This is a genomic window from Dorea longicatena (assembly GCF_024168045.1).
Classification (GTDB): domain Bacteria; phylum Bacillota; class Clostridia; order Lachnospirales; family Lachnospiraceae; genus Dorea_A.
Window position 1 is genome coordinate 424042 of the sequence record NZ_CP100126.1, and the last position, 18154, is coordinate 442195.

An 18154-nucleotide genomic window follows, 5' to 3' on the forward strand; every position below is an offset into this window, starting at 1 on the left:
TAATATGTCCTCACTAATAGTCAAACAGATTTTTCAGGAAAAAACAATAGTAAATTGCAAAATTATGAAAAAAAGTACAAAATATAAATTATGATGTATAATAAGAATATCGTAAAAAAGAATACTGATAAGTAATGGTAATAGTGACTGATAACGACAGATAATAAGGAAAGAAATTATGAAACATATTACAATTGGAATCCTGGCTCACGTAGATGCCGGGAAAACAACATTATCGGAATGCATGCTTTACTTAAGTGGGCAGATCAGAAAGCTCGGAAGAGTGGATCATAAGGATGCATTTTTGGATACATACGAATTGGAGCGGGAAAGAGGAATCACGATCTTTTCCAAACAGGCAGAATTAAAGATGGGTAATCTGGGGATAACTCTTCTGGATACACCGGGACATGTGGATTTTTCGGCAGAGATGGAACGTACCTTACAGGTGCTGGATTATGCAATCCTGGTGATCAACGGCGCAGACGGGGTACAGGGACACACGCGTACGCTTTGGAGACTGCTCAAAAGATATCAGATACCGACGTTCATATTCATCAATAAGATGGATCAGGTGGGAACGGATAAGGCAAAGGTACTGGCAGATCTGCAGAACAGACTGGATGAAGGGTGTATCGATTTTTCGGAGATAACGGAAGAAACGTATGACAGCCTTGCCATGTGTGATGAGAAAGCGATGGAAGAGTATCTGGAGTCGGAGAAAATAGAAGAGGATACAATTGCTGAGATAATCGGTAACAGGAAAGCATATCCGTGTTATTTTGGTTCGGCGCTGAAGATGGAAGGCGTACAGGAATTCATGGATGGGATGACCGGTTACATAGAGAAAAATCAGCAGAGAAAAACAGATCCGGCATCCGGTCAAAGTGACATGAAAGGAAAAAGCACAGGTTTTTTTGGCGCAAAAGCCTATAAGATTTCCAGGGATGCAGCAGGGAATCGCCTGACACATCTGAAAGTAACATCCGGAAGACTGAAAGTGAAAGATATCCTAAAAGGGGATATGCGGAAGAACGGTCACTCAGATGAAACAGAGGGTGCCGATCATAACTGGGAAGAAAAGGTCAATCAGATCCGCATTTATTCCGGTGAAAAATATGAGATGGTACAGGAAGCGAAAAGCGGCATGGTTTGTGCAGTAACCGGATTGAATTATACTTATCCAGGTGAAGGCCTTGGCATAGAATGCGATTCCGAAGCACCGGCACTGGAGCCTGTCTTAAGCTACAAGATCGAACTTCCGGAGGGGTGTGACGTCCACAAAATGCTCGGGAATTTGCGCATACTCGAAGAAGAGGACCCAATGCTTAAGATCGTATGGAATGAAGAACTGGGAGAGATTCATGCAAAACTTATGGGAGCAGTTCAGATCGAGATATTAAAAAGTCTGATCAAAGACAGGTTTGGTGTAGATGTGGAATTCGATACGGGAAATATCGTATATAAAGAGACCATCCAGAATACAGTGGAAGGTGTGGGGCATTTCGAACCGCTCCGGCATTATGCGGAAGTACATCTGAAGATGGAACCGGGAGAAAGAGGCAGCGGTATTGTGATCGGAACGGATTGTAGTGAGGATATGTTAGACAAGAACTGGCAGCGTCTGATCCTTACCCATCTTCTGGAAAAAGAACACAGGGGTGTGCTGACAGGTTCTGTGATCACGGATATGAAGATCACACTGACGGCAGGACGGGCACATCTGAAACATACCGAAGGCGGGGATTTCCGGCAGGCAACCTACCGTGCGGTGCGCCAAGGACTGATGCAGGCCGAAAGTATGCTGCTGGAACCGTATTATGATTTTCAGATGGAAATTCCATCGGGAATGATCGGACGGGCACTTACAGATATTCAGCGGATGAATGGGGAGACCGGTACACCGCAGACAGAAGGAGAGATGACGACGATCGAGGGATATGCACCGGTTACAGGTATGCGGGATTATCAGATGGAAGTGAATTCCTATACAAGAGGACAGGGACATCTGACCTGTACGTTCCGCGGCTATGAACCTTGCCGGAACGCAGAGGCAGTGATCGAAGAGATTGGTTATGATCCGGAGCGCGACATCGAGAATCCGACAGGATCCGTCTTCTGTTCCCATGGTGCAGGATTTAACGTTCCATGGAATCAAGTGCCAGAGTACATGCATTTGGAGAATCAGCTTGAAAAAGAACGGGCATTAGAAGAAGCAAAGAGGCAGTCCGAGCAGGCAGCAAGACAGGTACCGAGAGCGGCCAGAACACCGGGAGTCTATTCTAAAGCAGCAGAAAAAGAATTGGAAGAAATCTTTATCCGCACATATGGAAAAGTAGAAAGAAAAGGTGGACTGACACCAAAAACTTACGAAAGTGAGTATGCGAAAAAGCAGCGCAAAAAAGAAGAGGCTATGCAGGAATACCTGCTGGTTGACGGATACAATGTTATTTTCGCATGGGAAGAGCTGAAAGAACTGGCAAAAGTCAGCATCGAGGCTGCCAGAGACAAACTGATGGATATCCTGTGTAATTATCAGGGGTATAAGAAATGTGTCCTGATTCTGGTATTTGACGCATACAAGGTAGAAGGCTATGCACTGGAGATTCAGAAGTATCATAATATCCATGTCGTATATACCAAAGAAGCCGAAACTGCCGATCAGTACATTGAAAAGGTCGTTCATCATATCGGAAGAAAGTATCATGTGACGGTCGTGACTTCCGATGGGGTAGAGCAGGTAATCACGATGGGGCAGGGTGGAACCCGTATTTCTTCCAGAGATTTCTTAGAAGAGATTGAATATACAAAGAAATTGATTGAAGAAGATAATGAAAAACAACGGGTCAGTGACAGGAACTATCTGTTTGACCATGCGGATGATGAATTTGTGAAGAAAATGGAAAAAATCAGGCTTGGAAGAGAAAGTGAATAAGGATAAGTAAAAAATAAGCACATAGAAAAATCTTAAAGATCCGATTTTTCTGTGTGCTTTGTATTGTTATCCGGTAAAAGCGGGGATTTGATGAAAGTATACATATATAGAAATAATATATAAATGATGAAAACATATCAATAAACACAATTAGACAGATAGATTATTTATTGGTAAAATAATATTTAATGATAGCATGCAAGTCATGAATGAAGGGGGAATATATGAAAAAGAAAAATGATTGGATAAAAAAGGGAACCCTGATTATAGTTTTACTGGTATGTATTGCCTCATATTTATGGGTACCGGAGATACATAAGACAATGAACCAGATATTTAAGATGTTTGCAAGCGGAGACTTTACAGTTGTAAGAGATTTTGTTGCGTCATATGGGGTATATGCGGCACTGATGTCTTTCTTGTTGATGATTTTTCAGTCAATCGCAGCACCGCTTCCGGCATTTTTAATTACATTTGCCAATGCCAGCCTGTTTGGATGGTGGAAAGGTGCGATCCTTTCATGGAGCAGTGCAATGGCGGGAGCAGCAGTATGCTTTTATATTGCAAAAATATTAGGACGTGACGTGGCGGAAAAATTAACAAGTAAAACAGGTCTTGAACAAATTGATACATTTTTTGAACGTTATGGAAAGAATACGATTTTAATCTGTCGTCTTCTTCCGTTTGTATCATTTGACATTGTTAGTTATGCGGCAGGCCTTACTTCGATGTCATTTGTTTCATTCTTTGTTGCTACGGGAATCGGACAGTTACCGGCAACCATCGTCTATTCTTATGTGGGCGGTATGCTGACTGGCGGAGCGAAACTTCTTGTAACAGCACTATTGATTTTGTTTTCTCTTTCGGCATTAATTTTTATGCTGAGAAAGATATATATGGACAGACAGTCCGGAAAATAAAAAAAAGGGAGGAAAAAGAATATGGAAACATATTACAATCCGGAGGATCTTGCAAAGTTTGGGACAATCGGGGAAAAAGCATCAGAGTTGGCAGAAAAATTCTTTGCTTATTACAATGCGGTATTCGAAGAGGGTGCGCTGACTGCAAGAGAGAAATCATTGATTGCACTTGCAGTGGCACATACCGTACAGTGCCCATATTGTATTGATGCTTACACGAACGACTGCCTGGATAAAGGTGTCAGCGAAGAACAGATGACAGAGGCGGTACATGTGGCAGCAGCGATCCGTGGCGGAGCAAGTCTTGTACACGGGGTACAGATGAAAAATATTGTAAAGAAACTGGAGTTTTAATTAAAAAAGAAGAAAAGAGGAAAAATAAGATGAAAAAGAAAATTGTGACATTATTACTGGTAGCTGCAATGACAGGAACAATGGTTGTTGGATGTGGATCCAAGGCTGATGATAAGACATCCGATACGAAGACAGAACAGACGGATGATAAAAAGGATACAGAGGAAAAGAAAGAACTGGCAGATGATGAATACCAGTATGTATCCGCGGCAGATACAGTAAGTGCAGACGGAGTTCACGTGTTAGATGTAAGAGAATGGGAAAATTATTCCAAAGGAAGAGTTGCAAATTCAGAGTGGTGTCCAATCTTCCCATTGGAGGATGATTCCTTGGTAGATGAGATGACAACTTATGCCAAAGATCATCTGAATGACGGAAAAGATATCTATCTTATCTGCAACAGTGGAAAACGTGGAGCTGAAAAAGCAACAGGTGTATTAAGAGATGCAGGAATTGAACCGACATCCATCTATACAGTAGAAGGTGGAGCAGAAGCACTTGGTAAAGAAAATGGGGCATTGACTACAGACCGTACAGAAGAAAACATCGACTGGAAATATGTAGCAGGAAAGGATGCCGTTGACAAGGTAGGAGATAAAGATGTACAATTTTTAGATGTCCGTGATGATGATACCTATAAAGCAGGTCATCTGAAAGGAACACTTCAGTGCAGCCTGAAGGAATTTGATACACCGGAAGCACAGACAGAGATGTACAATCTTGCAAAAGACAAGATGGACAAGGATGAGCCTGTATATATTCTCTGCTACAGTGGTAATAAATGTGCAAAAACAGCAATTTCAGTAATGAAAGATGCAGGATTTGATACAGATAATTTATTTATCATTGAGAATGGAGCAAAAGACGGAGATGTATCCGCAGCTTTTGTAACAGAGTAAAGATAGGTGTTCGAAAGAATCTGTTATGGTTTACAAATGATGATGGAACAGGCTGGAGAGCAACCGTACCATTCCTTGTACTTTATGAAAATGGATATGATAACATTTCTGTGTATGATGGTGGATGGTATGAGTGGTTAATGCATGATGACTATCCGGTACAGGTTGGTGATCCGGCAAGTGATGATTGTGTTCACACAACAGTTGGAGAACTTCCTACAGGAAAAGCCGCAAAATAAAACAAAGCAGGGAGTGTAGAGAATTTCTGCGAAAATATAATACAAAGATTAGGGGCGCTGTCACTGGATATTGGTGACAGCGTTTGGTAGTATTAAGGAGTAAAATGAAAAAAATCATTTATATATTTTTAGATTTATTAACTATAGCGTTTTTGATCGGAGGATATGCGTTCCAATATTTTACAAGAAAAAAACTGGGGATGCTCCGGTGGGTGAATTATCAGAATATGCAGATCCAGAAGAACCCTGTTTATAATATACTAAAATATATTACAGTTGCTGCTATTGTACTTATCGTATTAAGTATTGTGGGATATAGGAAGAAAAAAGAATTGTTGGGAAAGATAGATTTTGTAATGATTGTGATCATGCAGATATTAGGAATTAGTTATTTGGAAATTACAGTGTTGAAATCTATAGAATCGTTTCCGGCATATTACTTTTTAATGCCGCTTCTTGGGGCAGCGACACTGATGCAGATTATCAGAAATGGAATTGCAGTGGGGACAAAAAAGAATGAAAAATAAAAAACTGTGGATATTTATCGGAATGATCGTTCTGATTTTGATATTAAATCACATATTTGGCTGGTCTTCTTATCTGGGAAATACAGAGAATCTGAAATTCCTGGAAAATATGGTACAGGAAAATTTAGTGTTGGCGATTGGCATCTATACCATACTTACCATCATAAGCTGTGTGGTACTTGCACTTCCGGGGGTGACATTTGCAATCGTTGCAGGTCTGGTATTTGGACCGGTACTTGGAACCATCTGTTGCTCCGTAGCGACTACACTTGGGGCTATGGTAGCATTTGTTGTAGGAAGATTTTTCTTACAGGACATTATTAAGCCGATGGCGATGAAGAACAAATATTTAAAAAAATGGTTATTTGATGAGTCTGGAAATAATGAAGTATTTATTCTGATGATCACAAGACTGGTTCCATTATTTCCGTATAATCTGCAGAATTTTGCTTATGGTGTGACAGATATTAAGTTTTCAACATATTCCATTTGTTCTTTGATCTTCATGCTTCCGGGAACAGCTATGTATACGGTTGGAATGGCAGGACTTGCAGACAAAGAGAACCGTATTCTTTATATCGGGATAGCAATTGTTCTGGCTGGGATTGTAATAGGGCTTGGTGCGTTCCTTAAGAAGCATTATGTGCAGGAGGAAAAAAATGAAGGATAACAATACAGTAGAAGCGTGTACCCATTGTCACGTCTGCCAGAATCAGTGTGAATTTTTGAAAAAGTACGGAATAGATATCGGAGATACAGAGAAGTTAAAAGAGCTTTCTTATCATTGTTTCCTGTGTGGAAAGTGCACAGAGGTATGCCCCGAGAATATTGATGGAAGAGAGTATATTCTAAATCTCCGGAGAGAAAAAGTAGAAAAATCCGGTGGAACTTTGGAAGAAAAAGGATATGGGATGCTGTTAAAAGAAAAAAAAGATTATATATATCGGAATTACAGACATGCACAAGGGGAAAGTATTCTGTTTCCGGGATGTAATTTTCCTTCTTTTTATCCAAAGACGACCAAGAGGCTGGTAAATGAACTGAAAAAATATGGTATAGGAGTGGCATATGACTGCTGTGGAAAGCCGATTGTAGAACTTGGCATGAAAGAGGATGAAAAAAGGATTATAAGTCAGATACAATCAGAATTGCATAAAAGAAAAATCAAAGAAGTAATCATGCTTTGTCCGAACTGCTATGCATATTTAAAACCAAGAATGGAAGAAGTAAAGGTTGTAAGCATTTATGAAAAGCTTGAGGAATTCGGAATCGGAAAGAAGAATCTGCTTCCGGCAAAGGTGTTCCTTCCATGTCCTGACAGGGAAAAGAAAGAACTGTTAGGAGAGATAGAGCAATACATAGAAGGAAAGCTGACTCCAATCGAAGAGGTACAGTGTTGTGGCTTAGGTGGCTGTGCCCCTGTAAAAGAACCAGAACTTGCAAAAAATATGGGAGCAGCGTTAAAAAACAGTGGCGGGCAGAAGATTTACAGCTATTGTGCGTCCTGTGCAGGCAATCTAAATCGGAACGGATGTAAGAATGTCACTCATATTTTGACAGAAATATTAGAAACAGATGAAAAAGCCGATACAGGGAAATCGATGTTGAATAGGATGAAAACAAAATTTATATAAGGGGATAACGACGGAAATGAAATGGGCAGTGATCGTATTTACCAGAGTTCCCATTCCGGGACAGACAAAGACAAGAATGATGCCATATTTTTCGCCGGAAGAATGTGCAAAACTTCATGAAAATTTTCTGAAAGATATTGCACAGGAATGCGAAAAAGTAAATGCTGACATATTCGTATGCTACACACCGGAAAAAGGGAAAGCATATCTGGAAAAATTATTCAGGAAAGCAAAAGAATATATTTCCCAGACAGGGGAAGGTCTGGGAGAAAGGATGTATCAGGCAATCGAATATGTACTGGAAAAAGGGTATGATTCCTGTGTATTAATAGGAACGGATATACCGGAACTGAAATGTTCGGATTTGGAGTATGCGTTCAGGCTTTTGGATGTAAATGATGTAGTCTTTGGTCCCACCGTAGACGAAGGGTATTATCTGGTCGGAATGAAAAGACCGGTATGTGAAGTGTTTGAAAAGAAGACATATGGAACAGGAAATGTACTGGAGCAGACCGTGCAGCCATTACAGGAAATGGGACTGACAATCGGATATGTAAGAAGATTGCAGGATATGGATGACAGAGATGATATTACGGCGTATCGGAGCCGGATGAGGAGGCAGAAGTTACTTCAGAACACACATACTGGACGTTACCTGCTAAAAAAACAGAAGATTTCTATCATTGTGCCGATCTATAATGAAGAGACAACGATAGAGAAACTGCAGGAGCAATTAGAAAACTTACAGGGAAAGTGTGAGATCATTCTAGTCGATGGTGGGAGTACAGACGCAACATTGTCGATGATCAGACCGGGATTTAAAGTACTGCATTCGGAAAAAGGCAGGGCGAACCAGATGAATCTTGGCGCAAAAGAAAGTACCGGAGATATTCTTTTCTTTCTTCATAGTGACAGTGAACTTCCGAAAAGACCGCTGGAAGAAATCAAAGCAGTGATAAAAGATCATGAAGCAGGATGCTTTGGCATTGCATTTCATTCCAGACAGTTTTTTATGTGGACATGCAGAGTTATTTCAAATCATAGGATAAAAGACAGAAAAGTGATGTTTGGAGATCAGGGGATTTTTATCACAAGAGAACTGTTCTTCAAAGCGGGGATGTTTCCGGCTCTTCCGATTATGGAAGATTACCAGTTTTCGCTTACGTTAAAGGAAATGGGAGTAAAGCTTGGCATTGCTAGGCACAGAATCTATACGTCAGACCGGAGATTCCCTAAAAAGGTGATTCCGCAGTTAAAAGTGATGTGGAAGATGAACCGGCTAAGAAAAATGTACCGGGATGGTGTGCCGATAGAGACGATATCGAAGTTATATAAAGATGTAAGATAAAATGTCAGGAAACAATATAGCCAATAGGGGATCGGGATTATGGAACGTATAAAAGGATTAAATGAATATGTGAAAAATGAAAAGTATAGGAAAGCATTAAATCTTCCGAATGAACAGGAAGAAGAATATACAATGCTTGCACAGGGAGAGTATAATATTAATTACAGCTTCACGCATCCAAAGACAGGGAAAAAACTTCTGTTACGTGTCAATTGTGGGAGTCAGATGCATCTGGAAAATCAGATTGGGTATGAATGTCATGCACTGCAATTGCTGGAAGCATCGGGAAGAACGCCAAAAGTGCTTTATGTAGATGGGAGCAGGAAATTTTTAGATCACGGAGTACTGGTAATGGAATATCTGCCGGGAAAAGCATTAGACTATCATACGGATTTAAAATATGCGGCAGAGTGTCTGGCTGATATACATAGTGTCAGAATACCGGAATCAGAATCGGGTTTGATTCGGCCAGAGAATCCACTGACCGCAATATTGGAAGAGTGCGAAGAGATGGTGAAGATATATATGGATTCACCGCTTGGAAAAGACAGGATGAAAAGGAAACTCCGAGATTTGCTTGATAAGGCATGGAAAAAGGCAAAAGAATTCCATATGGAAGATTCACCGTATCAATGCTGCATTAATACAGAACTGAATTCCACGAATTTCTTGATTGGAGGAGAAGGAAAGTCGAACTATCTCATTGATTGGGAAAAGCCGTTATTTGGAGATCCGGCACAGGATCTGGGACATTTCCTTGCACCGACAACGACGTTTTGGAAAACGGATGTGATATTGAGGGAAGAAGAGATAGAAAATTTTCTGAATGAATATCTGAAATGTGTGGGGGCGCGTTTTGATATAACGGGATTAAAAGAACGAACGAAAGTATTTATGGAGATTACATGCTTAAGAGGAATCACCTGGTGCGCAATGGCATGGGTGCAGTATCAGCAGCCGGATAAACTGATTATAAATGAATCTACATATCGGAAGCTGGAGGATTATCTGAGTGATGGATTTTTAGAAAAAATAGAAATGTTTTTGGAACAATAACGTAAGTGTGAGTAAGGAGAAAAGAGATGGAAAAAGAAAGAATTGCAGAACTTTTTATGAAAGGAATTGACTGTTCTCAGGTTGTAGCAGGGGCATTTGCAGAAGAACTGGGGATCACACAGGAAGAAGCATATAAGATGGCTGCAGGATTTGGCGGCGGAATGGGAATCGGCGAGACTTGCGGTGCAGTAGTCGGTGCAATGATCGTTTTGGGAATGAAACCTGCTAAGAAAAGTCAATAATTATTTTTATCTTTTTTATTTTCTGTCACAAAATATATTTGCGTACCACAAATAGACTGTCTGATTGGCAGTCTAAAAAATTATTTATTTTATATAAGATTATATATTTTTATATAGTTCGGTTACTCGAGCATAATAAATGCGTAAAAACTTATTTAATCCGGCTATCTTTGCTGATTTTTTACTTTTACCTTCTGATTCCTTTTTTACAACATATCGGTAAACCGGATCTTCTGGTCTGGAATGCATTTTTAAACTTCTCATTGTTTCGTATCCTACTTTGCGCAATGATGCTGAACCACGTTTCGAGATTTTCCTATTACAACCTACAAATTGACCAGATTCATACGGTGGTGGATCAATTCCTGCGAATGCAACCAATGCCTTCCCGTTGCGAAATCTGCGAACATCTCCTATTTCTGCAATTAACTTTGGGGCTAATGTATTTCCCACTCCACCCATTTCTCTTACAACCGAATATTCTGGCAAAGTTTTGGCTATTTCCTGCATCCGTGATAAAATTAGACCAAGGGTTGCATCAACTTCCTTGAGCACCCGAACTGCTTCAGTCACCAGCATTTTGATCGATGAGGTTTCTGAAGGTAATGTGGGAATACTTTCCTGAGCCAGGGTGTATATAACTTTGGCTTTTTCCTGGCTTGGGACGTATTTCTTTTCTTTTGCCCAAAGTATATACTCTTCAGTAAATTCCTGTTCAGACATAGATGTTATTACATCATAATGCCAAAAACGTTCCACAAAATCACTTCTTTTATCTTTCCGATTTGTTTCATTCCAACTTGCAAGAAGATTCTTTATTCCAGGCATGGTCAAATCTAAAAGATGGGTCAATTCAGCGAGAGATAAAAGATGAAGCTTCATATAATGCCGATATTGCTGTCCAAGCAACTTCAACTCTTCATAAATCTCTCCAGAAGTTTGAAATTCTTTCATTTTAAACCAATGATCAATTCCATAATTAGCAATGATACGGGAATCAATCTTGTCGGTTTTGGCTTTTCGCAGACTTTCGTTACGATAACTTTTCATAAGATACGGATTAATTACAGAAACAAAAAATCCTTTTTCCTGTAAATATGTAAGAACTGGAAGATGATAAATTCCGGTTGCTTCCATAACGATTTTGACTTCATCATTTAGTCTGAAAAGCATGGAAGATAATTCGCTTAAATCCTTTTGGGTATGGGTAATATTGAAAGGCTTACTAACAATCTCTCCATATGGTTTCAAAATACATACTGTACTTTTCCCTTTTGATACATCAATTCCTACGCTGATCATAATATACTCCTTTTCTTTTTATAGAATTGCAGTTGTTTATCCCATCTACACTTATTATGATTCAGTTTAGTTCGTTACGCGAAAGCTCCTGCGAGTTTCAACCTGCTTAAATGAATGTTTATAATAAGGGGATGGCTGACGGTTTCATTCACGGATGTGAAAATCCTAATGGCAATATGTCATACCAACTACTTCCCTTATTATAATAAAATAAGTGTAGATGTTAGAGTTAATTACTCTCTAACAACTACACTTTTATGGTACTAAATATGGACATTTTGACACAGAACACATGGAACAGAAAGAGATTATGAATGCAAAAAGAGCAGAATTTCTGGAAAAATTCGGAAAAAAATATGCTTCGTGCAGTTGCAAAGGATTATTAAAGCATGATATTGCGGATCCGGAAGATATGCAGAAGATACTGGCTGAAGGTCTTTTGTTTGATTTCTGCCCGGAAGTAGTGAAAGATACGATCGAGATACTGAAAGAGGTTATGTAATGGATGATATCATTAAGGATTTTCATGATTTGACAGAGATCCCGCCATTCCAGCAGATGATATCGGATAAGAAGTATATGGATACAGAAGAATATCTGGATGTATTGCAGATGAATATTGGACGAAAATGCAATCTGATCTGCAAACATTGTCATGTGAATGCGGGTCCCGCGCGGACAGAAGAGATGTCAAGAGAGGTGATGGATGCCTGCCTTACTTTTGCAAAAGAGCAGAAGATTGTAACAATAGATATTACCGGAGGAGCACCGGAGATGAACCCGCATCTGGAATATCTGATAGAAGAAAGCAGTAAAATTTGCGGGCATGTCATAGTAAGAACAAATTTGGTCATTCTTCTTGAAAAAGAATATGAACATCTCATGGAAGTGTATGCAAGAAACAAAGTAGAAGTGGTATGTTCGCTTCCGTATTACCGTGCACCGGAGATGGATAAAGTACGCGGTGCAGGAGCGTTTGATAAAGCAATCAAAGTGATTCGGCATCTGAATGCAATGGGATATGGGCGCAATCCGGAACTCGTACTGAATATGGTCTATAATCCGGCAGAAGCTTTCTTTCCGCCTGATCAGGAAGCAATGGAAAAAGAATATAAGCAGAAGCTATTGCAGGATTTCGGAATTGAATTCAATAGTCTTTACACTTTGTATAATAATCCGATGGGAAGATTCGGAGCGTTCTTAAGAAAATCAGGAAATCTGAATCGTTATATGAAGAAATTATTTGATGCATTCAATGCAGATACAGTGGAAGCTTTGATGTGCAGGACACAACTTTCAGTAGATTATGACGGACAGCTGTATGACTGCGATTTTAACCTAGCTGCGGGAATGCCTGTGAACGGCGGACAGACTATATTTGATGTGACTGGAGAGCCATATCAGGTGAGAAAAATCCGGATGGATAAGCATTGTTATGCATGTACAGCAGGGGCAGGTTCCAGCTGAGGAGGCGCAATGAGTTAGGCAGGCTGCCTGACAAATAGCGCTGGAAGAAGCGAGTATGTTATGTTACACTAATGCAGTAAGAACAATAATTATGCATGACAATGTAAGAATATACAAAAAGGAGAACAAACGATGCCAGTTTTTGATTTTAACGCAACACCGGACGAGAAGAAACCAGCGGAATGTACATATACGGTAATCCGCTCTAATGAAAATGAAGCAACTATAGAAAAACCGATGATGATTCTGGATAACAAGATCCGTAAATGGGATCATCATTCCTGCGGTGTATTCACAAATCCGATCAAGAGAACATCATTCGAATTCCAGCAGGAAGACGGAACCGTAAGTGCAGACATCTTAAAGATCGATGCAAGATTTGTAAGTCTGTTAAAATGGCTCGGAGAGAATCATATTAATGTGCGTCTCTCAGGAGAGAATACAGAAGAAGGATATGCAGTATACAAGATCCGTGAGATTGCATTTGGCGGCGGTACAAAGTTATCTGCAGAAGATGGATTCCTGCAATTTATGATCGAGCGTCTTCTGGCAAGTAATGCACCGGCAGAAGAGGAGAATGATGAAGATGAAGACGAAGCAGGAGATGATATGAAGCTTACCAGTCTTCAGAGTATCACAGACTTCATGAACTGTGCGGGAAGAACCCTTCCGGATAATATCCGCCTCTGGGCAAGACGTAATCTTGCCGTGGCACGTTCTCATGAAGTATCACCGGAAGAAAGACGTCATGCACAGAGAGCGCTTTCTATTATGATGAATGTACAGTGGAAGAGCAATTATTTTGAAGCGATCGATCCGGATGAAGCGCGCAGAATTCTTGATGAAGAACTTTACGGAATGGAGCGCGTAAAGCAGAGAATCATCGAGACCATAATTCAGATCAACCGTACACATACATTGCCGGCATATGGACTTCTGTTAGTAGGACCGGCAGGAACCGGTAAATCACAGATTGCCTATGCGGTGGCACGTATCCTGAAGCTTCCATGGACGACTCTGGATATGAGTTCGATCAATGATCCTGAGCAGCTGACAGGAAGTTCTCGTATCTATGCCAATGCAAAGACAGGTATCATCATGGATGCATTTGCCATGGCAGGAGAATCAAATCTGGTATTCATCATTAATGAGCTGGATAAAGCAGCATCCGGAAAAGGAAATGGCAATCCGGCCGATGTACTTCTGACATTACTGGATAATCTTGGATTTACAGATAACTATATCGAGTGTATGATTCCGACCGTAGGAGTATATCCGATTGCGACTGCGAATGACAAGTCTCAGATCAGTGCACCGCTGATGTCACGATTTGCCGTGATCGATATCCCTGATTACACACCGGAAGAGAAGAAAGTGATCTTCTCCAAATTCGCACTTCCGAAGGTATTAAAGAGAATGAGCCTTAAGGAAGACGAGTGTATCATGAGTGAGGAAGGATTGGATGAATTGATCAAGTTATATTCTAATACATCCGGAATCCGTGATCTGGAGCAGGCGGCTGAACACATTGCGGCGAATGCCCTGTATCAGATTGAGGTAGATCATGTGAAATCTGTTACATTTGATGCAGAAATGGTAAGAAATCTGTTAAGATAATGGAAACTACAAGAACAACATTTTTTACAAGAGATAAAAATTTTTATAAGACATTTTTCCGGTTGATGCTGGTTGTGGCACTTCAGAATCTGGTGGCTTACAGTGTGAATATGCTTGATAATATTATGCTTGGAAGTTACAGCCAGAATGCATTGTCCGGTGCGGCAACGGTGAACCAGATATTCTTTATTGTGAACCAGCTGGCATTGTCTATTGGAAATGCACTGGTAGCAATCTGTTCTCAGTACTGGGGAAAGCAGGAGACTGAGGAAATCCGGAAGCTGACAGGAATAGCACTGGCACTCAGTATCCTGATCGCTGCAGTGGTCGTGACAGCCTGTACGTGCATGCCGGAGAGGCTTTTGGGAATATTTACGACGTCACCTGAGATTATTGCGGAAGGAAAGGCATACCTGGGGCGTCTGAAGTGGACATTTTTACTTTTCATGATAAGTAATCTGCTGATTGCCATGCTTAGAAGTGTAGAGGTAGTGAAGATTTCATTTGTCATATCAGTAGTGTCATTGATCACAAACGGTTGTATCAATTACACATTGATTTTTGGACATTTTGGATTTCCGGAGATGGGAATCAGGGGAGCAGCAGTGGGAACGTTAACTGCAAGAATGCTGGAACTATTGATCATTGTGGTGTATGTATGGAAGATAGATACGAAAGTCCGGTTATTTGACGTCAATCTGATCAAAATCATATTTGCGCCGGAGAATAGAAAGATATGGAGAGCATTCTTGAAAGTTGCATTTCCAATCATGTGCTCGGGGATGATCTGGGCAATCTCGGTACCGATGCAGACGGCAATTCTCGGACATTTGTCTGCAGATGCAATTGCTGCAAATTCTGTATCCAGCACATTTTTCCAGTATCTGAAGGTGATCGTAATCGCCATATCATCTGCATCTGCAGTTGTGATCGGGAAAGATATCGGAGAGGGAGATATTGAAAGAGTAAAATCTGATGGAAGAACGCTTTCTGTGATTGATCTTCTGATCGGTGCAGTGCTTGCTTCTTTGTTATTTGTATTGAGAGGACCTCTGTTATCCATGTATAAACTGACAGATACGGCAGCAGTGCTTGCAGATCATTTCATTATGATCATGAGCATAGTTATGGTAGGAATGTCATATCAGATGCCGGTATCGGTAGGTGTCATTCAAGGTGGGGGAGATACAAAGTTCTCTATGTACACGAATATGATCTCTACTTGGGGAATCGTGATGCCGTTGTCATTTTTGGCGGCATTCGTGTGGAAACTCCCTGTGGAACTGGTTGTGGCTGCAGTGCAGTCGGATCAGTTGTTCAAAGGAATTCCGGTATTTTTACGATTTAGGAGCTATAAGTGGATTCACAAATTAACATAAAAAGAAGTATGGAATGGAAAGAATTTGAAACAACATTTTCGGTAAAATTAAATCAACAGCAAAAAGAAGCAGTACAGAGCACAAAAGGGCCGGTACTGCTTCTTGCCGTACCCGGATCAGGAAAGACCACGGTACTGGTGACACGTCTTGGTTATATGATCTACTGTAGGAATATTCCTCCGGAGAGCATACTTACGGTTACATATACGGTGGCAGCGACAAAAGATATGTCCGAAAGATTTGCAGTCCGTTTTGGCGAGGATATGGCAAAGAGACTGGAATTTAGGACGATCAACGGAATCTGTGCGAGGATTATCCAGTATTACGGAAGACGGATTGGAAAGACACCATTCGAACTGGTGAAGGATGAAAAGACAACGACAGGGATGCTGATCAGAATCTGTCAGGATCATGGCATGGGATATCCGACGGAGAGTGATCTTAAGAATGTAAGAACGTTGATCACATATATAAAAAATATGATGCTGACCGAAGAAGAACTTCAGAAGTTAGAAGAAGAGTCGGATATCCGGATTGCAGGAATCTACCGTGAATACTGTAGTCAGATGCGTGCGCAGAATCTGATGGATTATGATGATCAGATGTTGTATGCATATAAGATGCTGAGAATGGATCCTGGACTTCTGGCGTATTTTCAGAAATTGTATCCGTATATCTGTGTAGATGAAGCACAGGATACATCAAAAATCCAGCATGCGATCATTGCTTTGCTGGCGACAGAATCGGGAAATCTGTTTATGGTCGGAGATGAGGATCAGAGTATCTATGGATTCCGGGCGGCTTATCCGGAAGCGTTGTTGTCGTTCGAAAAGAATCATAAAGGTGCAAAGGTACTTCTGATGGAAGAAAATTTCCGATCGAATGCGAAGATTGTGGAGGCAGCGGATAAATTCATCCAGAAAAATACGCTTCGTCATGAAAAACATATGAAGCCTGCAAGAGAGGCAGGGACGGATATCAGAGAAATTTCTTTAAAATCCAGAAAGGCAGAGTATGTATATCTGATGAGGGTAGCACAGGAATGTATGACCCGGGAAAGCAGCCTGCAAAAGAACGGTATGGATGCACGGAAAGCGGAGACGGCGATTCTATACCGGGATAACGAGTGTGCTATTCCGTTGATAGATCTTTTGGAGAGGAAGAATATTCCGTACAGGATGCGGAATGCAGAGCTGTCTTTTTTCACACACCGTACGGTTCTGGATGTAGAGAATATCATACGGTTTGCAATGAATCCGAAAGATACTGACAGATTCATGCAGATATATTACAGATTGAAATTGTTCTTCCGTAAGGAAGATGCTTTAAGATATGTTAACTTGAGCAAGGAGAAAGATATGGCGGTTCTAGATGCGGTACTTAAGTATGATAATCTGGAAAAGTATCAGGAGGATAATATCCGTAATCTGAGACGGCAGATGGAACGCATCTTAAAGATGACAGGGGATGAGGCGGTTGATCAGATACTGACATATATGGGTTATCAGGATTATCTGAAGAAAATGGGCATGAATGCAAATAAATTAGAGATTGTCAAGATGATTGGAAGCAGGGTAGACTCTCCGGAAAAATTACTGGAACGTCTGGAAGAGCTTAGAAAGATCATCCGGGAAAAGAAGACGGAAAGCGACTGTCCATTTATTCTGTCTACCATGCATGCGAGTAAAGGACTGGAATATGATACCGTCTATCTTCTGGATGTTATGGATGGGATACTGCCGGAAAAAGTTCTGGTAAATCCGCGGACGGCATCGAAAGAAGAACTTGAAACTTACGAGGAAGAAAGAAGACTTTTCTATGTAGGTGTGACCAGGGCAAAGAATCAGCTGAATGTATTTACGACGAATAAGCCGTCTAAATTCTGCAGTGAGCTGCTGGGAAAGAGGAATCTGAGAGAGAATCGGCAAAAAGAATATGCAGGAATAAAGAAATGGGGAGATTATAGTCCGGCGGAAACATATGGCGTAAAGGAAAATGGAATGTATCATGGCTCTCAGAAGCAACCGGGAAAAAGCTATCAGGAACTCGCAGATGCACTTGGAGAAGGCATGATTGTAAAGCATAAGAAATTCGGTGAGGGTGTCGTGGTAGACATGGAGGGTGATCACATCCGGATACAGTTTGGAGACAATGTAAAGAACATGGATCTGAAGGTTTTAGCAAGGCTTGGATTACTTGAAATATAGAGAAAAACCGTTCCATACAAATGTATAA

The 18154-nt window shown here is 40.7% G+C and carries 16 protein-coding genes and 1 pseudogene; 16 read left to right on the top strand and 1 reads right to left on the bottom strand.

The annotated features are described in order from the left end of the window. Positions 1-178: 178 nt before the first annotated feature. The 11 genes from NKF87_RS02070 to NKF87_RS02120 all read left to right on the top strand — a co-directional run bounded on the left by NKF87_RS02070 (position 179) and on the right by NKF87_RS02120 (position 10154). Positions 179-2935: a translation factor GTPase family protein gene (locus NKF87_RS02070; protein ID WP_253583890.1), complete on the top strand. Its 2757-nt coding sequence runs from the start codon at positions 179-181 to the stop codon at positions 2933-2935. Between the two features lie 224 nt (positions 2936-3159). Continuing rightward, positions 3160-3855 (top strand): TVP38/TMEM64 family protein, encoded by a 696-nt coding sequence (locus NKF87_RS02075; RefSeq protein WP_055282916.1) that lies wholly within the window; start codon positions 3160-3162, stop codon positions 3853-3855. 21 nt (positions 3856-3876) lie between these two features. Next, the gene (locus NKF87_RS02080) at positions 3877-4209 is read left to right on the top strand and encodes an arsenosugar biosynthesis-associated peroxidase-like protein (RefSeq protein WP_022415879.1); all 333 of its coding nucleotides are present in this window, start codon (positions 3877-3879) and stop codon (positions 4207-4209) included. A 29-nt stretch (positions 4210-4238) separates the two neighbouring features. Continuing rightward, a complete protein-coding gene (locus NKF87_RS02085) occupies positions 4239-5108 on the top strand; it encodes a rhodanese-like domain-containing protein (RefSeq protein WP_117598470.1) in 870 nt (289 codons plus the stop codon). Positions 5109-5218: 110 nt separating this feature from the next. Next, complete coding sequence (locus NKF87_RS02090) at positions 5219-5347, top strand: hypothetical protein (RefSeq protein WP_330419046.1); 129 nt, start codon at positions 5219-5221, stop codon at positions 5345-5347. A gap of 104 nt (positions 5348-5451) precedes the next feature. Next, entirely contained in the window at positions 5452-5874 is a 423-nt protein-coding gene (locus NKF87_RS02095; protein ID WP_253583892.1) for a hypothetical protein, read from the top strand. Beyond that, positions 5864-6544, top strand: coding sequence for a TVP38/TMEM64 family protein (locus NKF87_RS02100; protein ID WP_118224363.1), 681 nt, complete (start codon positions 5864-5866; stop codon positions 6542-6544). The genes NKF87_RS02095 and NKF87_RS02100 overlap by 11 nt, the downstream gene beginning before the upstream one ends. Beyond that, complete coding sequence (locus tag NKF87_RS02105; protein ID WP_118224362.1) at positions 6534-7508, top strand: (Fe-S)-binding protein; 975 nt, start codon at positions 6534-6536, stop codon at positions 7506-7508. The genes NKF87_RS02100 and NKF87_RS02105 overlap by 11 nt, the downstream gene beginning before the upstream one ends. Positions 7509-7524: 16 nt before the next feature. Beyond that, positions 7525-8856, top strand: a complete 1332-nt coding sequence (locus NKF87_RS02110) for a TIGR04283 family arsenosugar biosynthesis glycosyltransferase (protein WP_118224361.1) — start codon at positions 7525-7527, stop codon at positions 8854-8856. Positions 8857-8895: 39 nt separating this feature from the next. Next, a complete protein-coding gene (locus NKF87_RS02115; protein WP_253583894.1) occupies positions 8896-9912 on the top strand; it encodes an aminoglycoside phosphotransferase family protein in 1017 nt (338 codons plus the stop codon). Positions 9913-9938: 26 nt separating this feature from the next. Further along, a complete protein-coding gene (locus tag NKF87_RS02120) occupies positions 9939-10154 on the top strand; it encodes a C-GCAxxG-C-C family (seleno)protein (RefSeq protein WP_253583895.1) in 216 nt (71 codons plus the stop codon). Between the two features lie 99 nt (positions 10155-10253). Here NKF87_RS02120 and NKF87_RS02125 read toward each other — a convergent pair whose 3' ends face one another. After that, positions 10254-11456: an IS110 family transposase gene (locus NKF87_RS02125; RefSeq protein ID WP_253583866.1), complete on the bottom strand. Its 1203-nt coding sequence runs from the start codon at positions 11454-11456 to the stop codon at positions 10254-10256. Positions 11457-11724: 268 nt separating this feature from the next. On the opposite strand from NKF87_RS02125, the pseudogene NKF87_RS02130 reads away from it, so the two are divergent. The 5 genes and pseudogenes from NKF87_RS02130 to NKF87_RS02150 all read left to right on the top strand — a co-directional run. After that, positions 11725-11958 (top strand): annotated as a pseudogene (locus NKF87_RS02130) (C-GCAxxG-C-C family (seleno)protein); the annotation flags it as partial. Continuing rightward, a complete protein-coding gene (arsS, locus tag NKF87_RS02135) occupies positions 11958-12923 on the top strand; it encodes an arsenosugar biosynthesis radical SAM (seleno)protein ArsS (RefSeq protein ID WP_253583897.1) in 966 nt (321 codons plus the stop codon). The pseudogene NKF87_RS02130 and the gene arsS, both read left to right, overlap by 1 nt. A 132-nt stretch (positions 12924-13055) precedes the next feature. Beyond that, positions 13056-14540, top strand: coding sequence for an AAA family ATPase (locus tag NKF87_RS02140; protein WP_118310060.1), 1485 nt, complete (start codon positions 13056-13058; stop codon positions 14538-14540). After that, on the top strand, positions 14540-15919 hold the full coding sequence (locus NKF87_RS02145; protein ID WP_118310059.1) for an MATE family efflux transporter: 1380 nt from the start codon (positions 14540-14542) through the stop codon (positions 15917-15919). Before NKF87_RS02140 ends, NKF87_RS02145 begins: the two co-directional genes overlap by 1 nt. Then, the gene (locus tag NKF87_RS02150; RefSeq protein WP_253583899.1) at positions 15898-18126 is read left to right on the top strand and encodes an ATP-dependent helicase; all 2229 of its coding nucleotides are present in this window, start codon (positions 15898-15900) and stop codon (positions 18124-18126) included. The genes NKF87_RS02145 and NKF87_RS02150 overlap by 22 nt, the downstream gene beginning before the upstream one ends. The last annotated feature ends 28 nt before the right edge of the window (positions 18127-18154 follow it).

Coding starts and splice junctions, on each gene's coding strand:
- NKF87_RS02070 (WP_253583890.1), top strand. CDS start 179: ATGAAACATATTACAATTGGAATCCTGGCTCACGTAGATGCCGGGAAA.
- NKF87_RS02075 (WP_055282916.1), top strand. CDS start 3,160: ATGAAAAAGAAAAATGATTGGATAAAAAAGGGAACCCTGATTATAGTT.
- NKF87_RS02080 (WP_022415879.1), top strand. CDS start 3,877: ATGGAAACATATTACAATCCGGAGGATCTTGCAAAGTTTGGGACAATC.
- NKF87_RS02085 (WP_117598470.1), top strand. CDS start 4,239: ATGAAAAAGAAAATTGTGACATTATTACTGGTAGCTGCAATGACAGGA.
- NKF87_RS02095 (WP_253583892.1), top strand. CDS start 5,452: ATGAAAAAAATCATTTATATATTTTTAGATTTATTAACTATAGCGTTT.
- NKF87_RS02100 (WP_118224363.1), top strand. CDS start 5,864: ATGAAAAATAAAAAACTGTGGATATTTATCGGAATGATCGTTCTGATT.
- NKF87_RS02105 (WP_118224362.1), top strand. CDS start 6,534: ATGAAGGATAACAATACAGTAGAAGCGTGTACCCATTGTCACGTCTGC.
- NKF87_RS02110 (WP_118224361.1), top strand. CDS start 7,525: ATGAAATGGGCAGTGATCGTATTTACCAGAGTTCCCATTCCGGGACAG.
- NKF87_RS02115 (WP_253583894.1), top strand. CDS start 8,896: ATGGAACGTATAAAAGGATTAAATGAATATGTGAAAAATGAAAAGTAT.
- NKF87_RS02120 (WP_253583895.1), top strand. CDS start 9,939: ATGGAAAAAGAAAGAATTGCAGAACTTTTTATGAAAGGAATTGACTGT.
- NKF87_RS02125 (WP_253583866.1), bottom strand. CDS start 11,456: ATGATCAGCGTAGGAATTGATGTATCAAAAGGGAAAAGTACAGTATGT.
- arsS (WP_253583897.1), top strand. CDS start 11,958: ATGGATGATATCATTAAGGATTTTCATGATTTGACAGAGATCCCGCCA.
- NKF87_RS02140 (WP_118310060.1), top strand. CDS start 13,056: ATGCCAGTTTTTGATTTTAACGCAACACCGGACGAGAAGAAACCAGCG.
- NKF87_RS02145 (WP_118310059.1), top strand. CDS start 14,540: ATGGAAACTACAAGAACAACATTTTTTACAAGAGATAAAAATTTTTAT.